1 protein-coding gene is annotated in these 1,162 nt (G+C 52.9%); it reads left to right on the top strand.

The genetic code is table 11. The annotated features are described in order from the left end of the window. Window positions 1-1,144 (top strand): hypothetical protein (locus QN359_RS19720; RefSeq protein ID WP_323493624.1); only part of this gene is annotated, 1,144 nt, incomplete at its 5' end. Window positions 1,145-1,162 lie beyond the last annotated feature (18 nt).

Genomic DNA, 1,162 nt, shown 5'->3' with positions numbered 1-1,162 from the left:
ATTAAGCGGCGGAATTGGTGGCGCACTTGGTGCCGGCGCGGCGGCACTGGCGGCACCCATGCTTGAGCAGGTTCAGACAAACATGGCTCAGCAATTGAGCGATGCCGGTCTCGCGCCTGACCTTGCGAACATGGCGGCGCAAGCGATTGCGACCGGGGCTGCGGCCGGTATCGGCGGTGCGGCAGGTGGCGTATCAGGTGCGGGCATGGGCTTGGTGGTGGATGCGAATAATCGGCAGTTAGATCAGCTTGAAAAAAAATACATCACCGATAATGCCGAGCGCTACGCTGTACGCAAAGGTATTTCAGTGCAGCAGGCAAAAGAGGAATTGACGGAACAAGCACGTCGTCAGACGCAGACAGGCTCGCCCGGCACCTGGGATAAGAGTGCCTCTGCTTTCTTGAAAGAGGCTGGCACACAACTCCTGCCGCCAGATACCAATGGCAATCCGGGCTATATGTTTTTTTCGATGGGAGCGCCAAAGAAAGACGCGACAATTTACGCCAACGGACAAAGCGCCGCGGATCTGCACATGCCTTCGGCTGCGGCCATCGCGGTGGGTTCAAAGTACGAACAGGACATGGTGCAGCAAATAGGTGGTGCCACACTTGCTGCACCGGTTGTGGCAGGGTTGATGCTGGCAACACCGATTGCATCGACGATAGGAGGTGCTGGTATTTATGCCGGAATAGGAGCTGCTACAGGTGGAGGTATGGATGCCGCTGGTCAGTATGCGCAGAGTGGGCAAATTAGACCAGTGCAGTCATTATTTGCTGCAGGGGTTGGAGTGATCACTGCGCCATTAGGTGCAGCAACGGGATTTATCAATAACACAATATTAGGAGGCGCAGGTGGAATAATAAATACTAGTTTCAACAATGCTTACTACGGAGAAATAAATAGCAGTATCTATAGCGGAGCGATAGGAGCATTAGGAGGGGCCGGGGGGTATTTACTTGGATGGGGAGTAACTCAAGGAACTGCAGCGTTTAGTCGGCCTATGATTTACCCTAATCTCAATCCGCACATTCCCGCCCTGTTTCAAGGTGTTAAAAACCCTTTACCAGGTTTTATGGGCGCAACTGCAGGCTCAGTTGCTGGAGGGACTTCATCCTTCGTACCCGGAAAAGAGGTTCCAAAATGAATTTCGATAAACTTGAAT

It is taken from the genome of Undibacterium sp. 5I2 (assembly GCF_035019605.1).
Classification (GTDB): domain Bacteria; phylum Pseudomonadota; class Gammaproteobacteria; order Burkholderiales; family Burkholderiaceae_D; genus Undibacterium.
This window is presented reverse-complemented; position numbering and strand designations above follow the sequence as displayed.